The 6949-nt window shown below is 39.7% G+C and carries 7 protein-coding genes; 2 read left to right on the top strand and 5 right to left on the bottom strand.

Annotated features, from left to right (window positions below):
• Positions 1 to 219: 219 nt before the first annotated feature.
• The 4 genes from CWC11_RS18365 to CWC11_RS18350 form a co-directional block, all read right to left on the bottom strand.
• The gene (locus CWC11_RS18365) at positions 220 to 1464 is read right to left on the bottom strand and encodes a lipoprotein-releasing ABC transporter permease subunit (protein ID WP_138683852.1); all 1245 of its coding nucleotides are present in this window, start codon (positions 1462 to 1464) and stop codon (positions 220 to 222) included.
• Positions 1454 to 2152: a lipoprotein-releasing ABC transporter ATP-binding protein LolD gene (gene lolD / locus CWC11_RS18360; protein ID WP_138683851.1), complete on the bottom strand. Its 699-nt coding sequence runs from the start codon at positions 2150 to 2152 to the stop codon at positions 1454 to 1456. The genes CWC11_RS18365 and lolD overlap by 11 nt, the downstream gene beginning before the upstream one ends.
• Entirely contained in the window at positions 2145 to 3362 is a 1218-nt protein-coding gene (locus CWC11_RS18355) for a lipoprotein-releasing ABC transporter permease subunit (RefSeq protein WP_138683850.1), read from the bottom strand. The genes lolD and CWC11_RS18355 overlap by 8 nt, the downstream gene beginning before the upstream one ends.
• 136 nt (positions 3363 to 3498) lie before the next feature.
• A complete protein-coding gene (locus CWC11_RS18350) occupies positions 3499 to 4371 on the bottom strand; it encodes a LysR family transcriptional regulator (RefSeq protein WP_171038450.1) in 873 nt (290 codons plus the stop codon).
• Between the two features lie 131 nt (positions 4372 to 4502).
• On the opposite strand from CWC11_RS18350, the gene CWC11_RS18345 reads away from it, so the two are divergent.
• A complete protein-coding gene (locus CWC11_RS18345; RefSeq protein ID WP_089347549.1) occupies positions 4503 to 5624 on the top strand; it encodes an S-(hydroxymethyl)glutathione dehydrogenase/class III alcohol dehydrogenase in 1122 nt (373 codons plus the stop codon).
• 68 nt (positions 5625 to 5692) lie between these two features.
• Positions 5693 to 6535, top strand: a complete 843-nt coding sequence (fghA, locus tag CWC11_RS18340; RefSeq protein ID WP_138683848.1) for an S-formylglutathione hydrolase — start codon at positions 5693 to 5695, stop codon at positions 6533 to 6535.
• Here fghA and CWC11_RS18335 read toward each other — a convergent pair.
• Positions 6489 to 6863 carry a hypothetical protein gene (locus CWC11_RS18335; RefSeq protein ID WP_138683847.1) on the bottom strand — a complete coding sequence of 125 codons (375 nt, stop codon included), beginning with the start codon at positions 6861 to 6863 and terminating at the stop codon, positions 6489 to 6491. The genes fghA and CWC11_RS18335 overlap by 47 nt on opposite strands.
• Positions 6864 to 6949 lie beyond the last annotated feature (86 nt).

The raw sequence follows: 6949 nt of genomic DNA, 5'->3' as shown, positions 1-6949 counted from the left end.
TCTATTTTGAGGATGGATAAACGTGTTGATAGCAAGGCAAAAAATTCGCTATTTAGTTGTTCTAAATGAGAGTTTTTTAACGCAGATAGCGACACGTTTAGCCCCTAAAAATGATTAAGTATTATTGTGGATTGGTATAAGACTAAGCAATAGCGCTCAACATTTTATAAGCGCGCAGTTTAGCAGCTTTACAAACCCGACCCTATTGTTTTAGTAAGGTTAATTGCCAAGTACCTTGGCGGGATCAACACGTGTAGCTTGCCAAGCAGGGTAAATAGTGGCAAATATTGCTAATACAAATGTGACTATTACAGTTATACCAATATCGCTAAGTACTAATTTACTTGGTAAAAACTCAATAAAGTACACGCCTTCAAGCGGGTTAGCACCAAACAATTGGCTTACCCAAGTAAATAGTTCACTAATATTTAATGCAAGTACTACCCCAACTAAAGTACCCAGAAGCACACCAACTAAAGCCTGCGTTAAACCTTGCATCACGAAGGTGGCTAAAATAGTGCTGTCTTTAGCGCCCATGGTTTTTAAAATTGCTATATTGCCTTGTTTTTCTCGTACTTCCATTACCAAAGAGGACACAATATTAAAACTCGCTACAGCAATTATTAAAAACACCACTATATAAACAATAGTGCGCACCATTTGAATATCTTGATACAAGCTGCCTTGCGTTCTAAACCAACTAGACACATAAACATAATCACTAATACTTTGCCCTACTTTGAGCGCTATTTGGTGAGCCGAAAACACATCATCAACACTTAGGCGTAGCCCTGTGACTTGGCTGCTATCGTAACCTAAAACGCTTTGCGCTTTATTTAAATGAATAAACGCAGCAGTGCTATCTATTGGCCCCCCCATTTCTATTATGCCAGCTAAAGTAAGCGTTACACGTTTAGGTGCAAGTAGTGACTGCCCTTTTTGACTTATTTGCGGAATTAATAAAGTGACATTATCGCCAATGTGAGCATCAAGCTGCACAGCTATTTGCTTGCCTAAAATTACATCGTCTAGGCCAAGCTGACTTACTAAAGTACCGTGTGAAAACTGATTAACAGCCGATACATTTCCTTCGAGTGATGGTTCTACACCTCTTATTTCAACTGCTTTTAATTGGCTTTTAAATTGTGCCATACCATTTACAGCTATAAATGGTGCAGCGCCTGTTACATGAGGCTGCTGCTTTAATCGTTCAACTTTTTCAGGCCAATTGGCTATTGGCCTGCTTGGCGCTACATACTCTACTTGCGGTACAACACTTAATAAGCGATGCACTAATTGTTGCTCAAAGCCATTTATTACCGACAGTGCAACAATTAAAACCGCAACCCCTAGTAAAATCCCCACAGTAGAGGCTTTAGCTATAAAACTAACAAATCCGTTTTTTTCGTCTTTATGGCCTGAATATGCTCTAAAGCGTTCACTTAAAAATGCACTAAGCAACATGCTGCGACTCTTTAATTAATAATTTTCCGTCGTCTAAATATGCTATTTTCCCAAGCTTATCAGCGAGTTCTAAATCATGTGTTACAACCACAAAACTGGTATTTAAGCTCTGGTTTAGCTCATTAATTAAATCGTAAATTTTAATCGCATTTTGTTTATCTAAATTACCAGTAGGTTCATCTGCAAGTACTAATGCAGGTTTAGTTACCAAAGCACGTGCTATAGCAACGCGTTGTCGCTCACCACCAGAAAGTGCTGAAGGTTTATGCGCACTTCTATGCGCAAGGCCTACTTTATCTAGCATCTCCAGCGCTTGTAATTTTGCAGCCTTTGCGCTTAACCCTTTAATAAGCAGTGGCATTGCTACGTTTTCTACGGCACTGAACTCCATTAATAAATGATGGAACTGATAAATAAAACCCAAATTTTGATTTCTAAATGCAGCTTGTTGAGTGCGTGAGAGCTTAGCTACTTCTTGGTTTTTAATTTTTGCACTGCCCGATGTTGCGCTATCAAGGGTGCCTAAAATATGCAACAACGTACTTTTACCAGAGCCAGAGCTGCCTACAATAGCGAGCATTTCTCCTTGCTGTAGTGCTAAATCAACACCTTTTAAAACTTCAACTTGGTTGTTGCCATCTTGATACACTTTACTTAAATTTTCGCAGCTAATAACTAAATCATTCATAACGCAGTACCTCTGCTGGTTTTACTTTTGCGGCTTTGCGCGCAGGATATAAAGTAGCTAAAAAGCTCATTGCAATACTACCTAAAGCAATAATAGTAAGGCTTAATGCATTAAATTTAACCGGAAGCTCAGCCCCCGCTAATAAGTTTAAGCCTACAAAAGCCAGCAGCTCGTTAATATATAAACTAAATAGCACACCTAAAAAAGCGCCAATAGCAGTGCCTATTACACCGTTATATAACCCTTGTACCATAAATACTTTTTGCACTTGTGAGGGCGTTAATCCAAGGGTTTGTAAAATAGCGACTTCACCTTGTTTCTCGCTCACCATCATTGTGAGTGCCGAGACAATATTAAACACTGCCACTAGCACTATAAGCCCTAGTAACATAGTCATAATACGTTTTTCCATTGCTACAGCAGCAAAAAGTGTTCCTTGGGTGCTACGCCAATCGGTATAGGTATACTCTTTTAAAATAAACTGGCTTGCTTTAATAAATTCATCAAGCTCAAAAGGCTCATATAGCGATACACTTAAATTAGGCGCAGTATTTTTACTAAGCTTTAATACCCGTTGTAACGACGCACCGCTTGTAAATGCAAGGGCCATGTCTATTTCAGAGCCGGTTTCGTAAATAGCAGCCACTTTAAATAAACGTTGGCTAGGCACGCGACCAAGAGGCGTATACGTTGAAGCATTAGGCATAATTACACGAAGCTTCTCGCCTACTCCTACCCCTAATTTTCGGCTCAAGTAACGGCTAATTGCAATGTTGTAATTACTGTTTACAACACTATGCCAATCACCTTGGACTATTTTATCAGTTACTTTATAGATCGAGCCGTTGTCGTCAAATAATCCTTGTAATAACACACCGTGAAGGTCGTTGTTAGTCTGTAATATAGCTTCGCCGTGCCTATAAAGGCTGACATGATTTACATAAGGAGATTGCTCTAAGCTTAACTTAAGCTCTGTCATTTGTGTGTTGGTGTGTTTGTTTGCTTGAACTTCTACATGCGGTATAAGCCCAAGCATGTTTGTTTTTAAGCTATTCTCAAAGCCATTCATTACACTACTTACTGTAAATAAAGCCATTAAACCAATAGCAATACCGGCAATAGAAAAAAATGAAATAAACGATATAAACGCGTTCCCTTTTGAGGAGCGGCTGTATCTAAGTCCTATAAATAAGCTAACCGGTTGAAACATATTATTTAAAACATTTATGCTAAAAGTGTGCAGCTATAGTAGCACGAAATTAGCGCTATTGAATATGACCATAAATGTAAGAAATAATTTATAAATCTGAGACTTGGCTGATTTTTCAGCAATCTATTAGCCTATTTTATTCTTTAAGGCCAGCAACTAAATAATCTAGCAATACACGTACATTAGTAGCTACAAATTGACGCGGCGGATAAACGCCCCACACACCTTCTTGCTTAGGTTGATATGACGTTAAAATAGGCACAAGCTCCCCACTGTTAATCTCGCCCCCTATGTAGTAGTCAGGCAGTTGTACAATTCCTAAGCCTTTTTTAGCACCATCAACAAGTGCCCACCCACTATTGCACTGTAGCCTGCCAGCAATTTTAATGTGTTTTTCACGCTCACTTTCGTGTACACGCCAATAACTGCTATTACCTATTAAGCACTGGTGATTATTTAATTCCCCCAACGTATGTGGCTCACCAAAGCGCCTTAAATACGAAGGTGATGCACACATAATAAAGCGCCGAGCACTTAGCCTTCGTGCTTTTAAACTTGAATCTTTTAAATGCCCTAACCGTATTGCTAAATCGAACCCTCCTTCTAGTAAATCTTCTTGTTCGTTACTTAGAGTGGCAATAACTTCTACTTCAGGGTGATCGTGCATAAAATTGTGCACAATAGGCATAATAAATGTCTCCCCATACATAACAGGGGCCGTTAACTTAATTTTTCCTTTAGGCGTAGTTTGATGTGTCGCAAGACCTTGCGTAGCATCGTCCATTGCATGCTGTAAGTGCTTTATTTGATGTAAAAAAATCTCACCCTCTTTGGTAAGAACAACTTTTCGGGTGGTACGCGTTAAAAGCTGGGTATTTAAACGTTGCTCAAGGGCGGTTACATGCCGGCTAATATGCGCAACCGAAAGCCCCAGCGTTTTTGCCGCAGCAGTAAAGCTCCCTTCTTCACCGACTGCTATAAATTCATCAATCCCGTCCCAACGCGCCATTATTACCATACTGTAAAAGTGTTTTAATAAATCAGAGATTATCATTATATGAGAAACAAATACAATAGTCGCATCACCCAAACAAATTGGGTCTACAATTGATATTTAATACCACTACAAAGGATAAACACATGTCTGAATTTATAAAATCAAAAGCGGCGATAGCTTGGGGCCCTAACCAACCTTTAAGCGTTGAAGAAGTTGATGTGATGATGCCTAAAAAAGGCGAAGTAATGGTAAAAATTACCGCTACTGGTGTTTGTCATACCGATGCATTTACCTTATCAGGTGAAGATCCTGAAGGTATATTCCCAGCTATTTTAGGCCACGAAGGCGCAGGCGTTGTATACGCAGTTGGCGAAGGCGTAACGAGTGTTGAAGTGGGCGATCACGTTATTCCTCTATACACAGCTGAATGTGGCGTTTGTAAAATGTGTACATCTGGCAAAACTAACTTGTGCTCAGCAGTACGCGAAACACAAGGTAAAGGCTTAATGCCAGACGGCACAACGCGCTTTTTTAAAGACGGCCAACCAATTTACCACTACATGGGTTGCTCAACGTTTTCTGAGTACACAGTACTTCCAGAAATTTCATTAGCTAAAGTAAACAAAGAAGCATCGCTTGAAGAAATTTGTTTATTAGGGTGTGGTGTAACAACTGGTATGGGTGCTGTAACAAATACTGCAGACGTAAAACCTGGCGACACAGTCGCAATTTTTGGCCTGGGTGGTATTGGTTTATCAGCAATTATTGGTGCAAAAATGGCAGGTGCAGGTCGTATTATTGGTGTTGATATTAACACCAGTAAATTTGACCTTGCGACAAAACTTGGCGCAACAGATTTAATAAACCCTAAAGATTTCGATAAGCCAGTTCAAGAAGTGATTGTTGAAATGACTGACGGTGGCGTTGACTACTCATTTGAATGTATTGGTAACGTTGATGTAATGCGCTCTGCCCTTGAGTGTTGTCATAAAGGTTGGGGGGAGTCGGTAATAATTGGTGTAGCCGGTGCTGGCCAAGAAATTTCTACACGCCCTTTCCAACTGGTTACTGGTCGTGTATGGCGTGGTAGCGCATTTGGTGGCGTTAAAGGTCGCTCGCAACTTCCTGAAATAGTTGAGCGCTACATGGCGGGTGAATTTGCGTTAAACGACTTTATTACTCATACAATGAGCCTTGAACAAATTAACGACTCATTTGATTTAATGCACGAAGGTAAAAGTATTCGTACAGTAATTCATTACTAATAAGCACTTAGTAAACGACTTAATAAAAAGCCGTAAAACCAAAAGGTTTGCGGCTTTTAAGGATTATTATGTTAGAGAATATCTCAAGTACAAAAGTAGCTGGTGGTTGGCATAAGCAATATACTCACCCTGCAACAAGTACACATTGCACTATGCGCTTTGCGGTATTTTTACCACCAGGTGCAAGTGAAACAAACAAAGTACCTGTGCTTTATTGGCTATCGGGTTTAACTTGTACAGACGAAAACTTTATGCAAAAAGCGGGCGCGTTTATAAAAGCCGCCGAGCTTGGTATAGCAATAGTTGCACCTGATACAAGCCCGCGTGGCGATAACGTACCCAATGATGAGAATTACGACTTTGGTCAAGGTGCTGGTTTTTATCTAAATGCAACGCAAGCACCTTTTAATACACATTTTAATATGTACGACTACGTGGTTGATGAGCTACCAGCACTTATAGAGCAGCACTTTCCGGTAACAAGTACCAAAGCAATTAGTGGTCACTCTATGGGTGGACACGGCGCTTTAATGGTTGCGCTTAAAAACCCTAAAGCATACGTTAGTGCATCTGCGTTTAGCCCAATAGTTAACCCAATAAATTGCCCTTGGGGCATAAAAGCGTTTACAGGTTATTTAGGCACTGATAAATCGCTTTGGGCACAATACGATACGTGCGAACTTATGAAGTTAGCAAAGCAAGACGATTATCTACCTATGCTAGCCACTCAAGGAGGCGCTGACGGCTTTTTAGAAGAGCAACTTAAACCGCAAAACTTACTAGCTGTCGCTCACGAGAAAGGTTACCCGTTAACGCTTGAAATGCAAGAAGGCTACGATCATAGTTACTTTTTTATAAGTAGTTTTATTGACCAACACTTATTATTTCATAGTCAGTTTTTGACTGCGTAGTCTCATTAGTGTGTAGATTTGATTTATCTACTTCTACACACTCTTTCAACACCCTACTCACTTGCCTGCATACTTGTACAGTATTGCCCTCACCTTTTACTAAATTGATCAGTAATGAATCCATTTTCAATCCAATATCGGTAAAACTGAATCCGTTTTTGTCTGTAGGTACAGGTTCGAGTGGATTTTTGTAAGGCTCTGAACGAGCAGGACTATTACTATATTTATTATCACGTGCATTTGACTGTGCTTGCCCATCAATTATAGCACCGGCGACAGTGCAGCCACCTAGGTTAATAACACATAAAAATACAGTTAGCGTTCTCATGATTCATCCTGATCAAAAATATTACCTAAATTATATACAACTTTACAAACAGCATTGTAAAAATATGTATATCTAATCAATATAGT

The organism is Pseudoalteromonas sp. S3178, assembly GCF_005886985.1.
GTDB lineage: Bacteria > Pseudomonadota > Gammaproteobacteria > Enterobacterales > Alteromonadaceae > Pseudoalteromonas > Pseudoalteromonas carrageenovora.
Note: the sequence above shows the minus strand (reverse complement) of the source record. Positions and strands in the feature narration are given on the sequence as shown.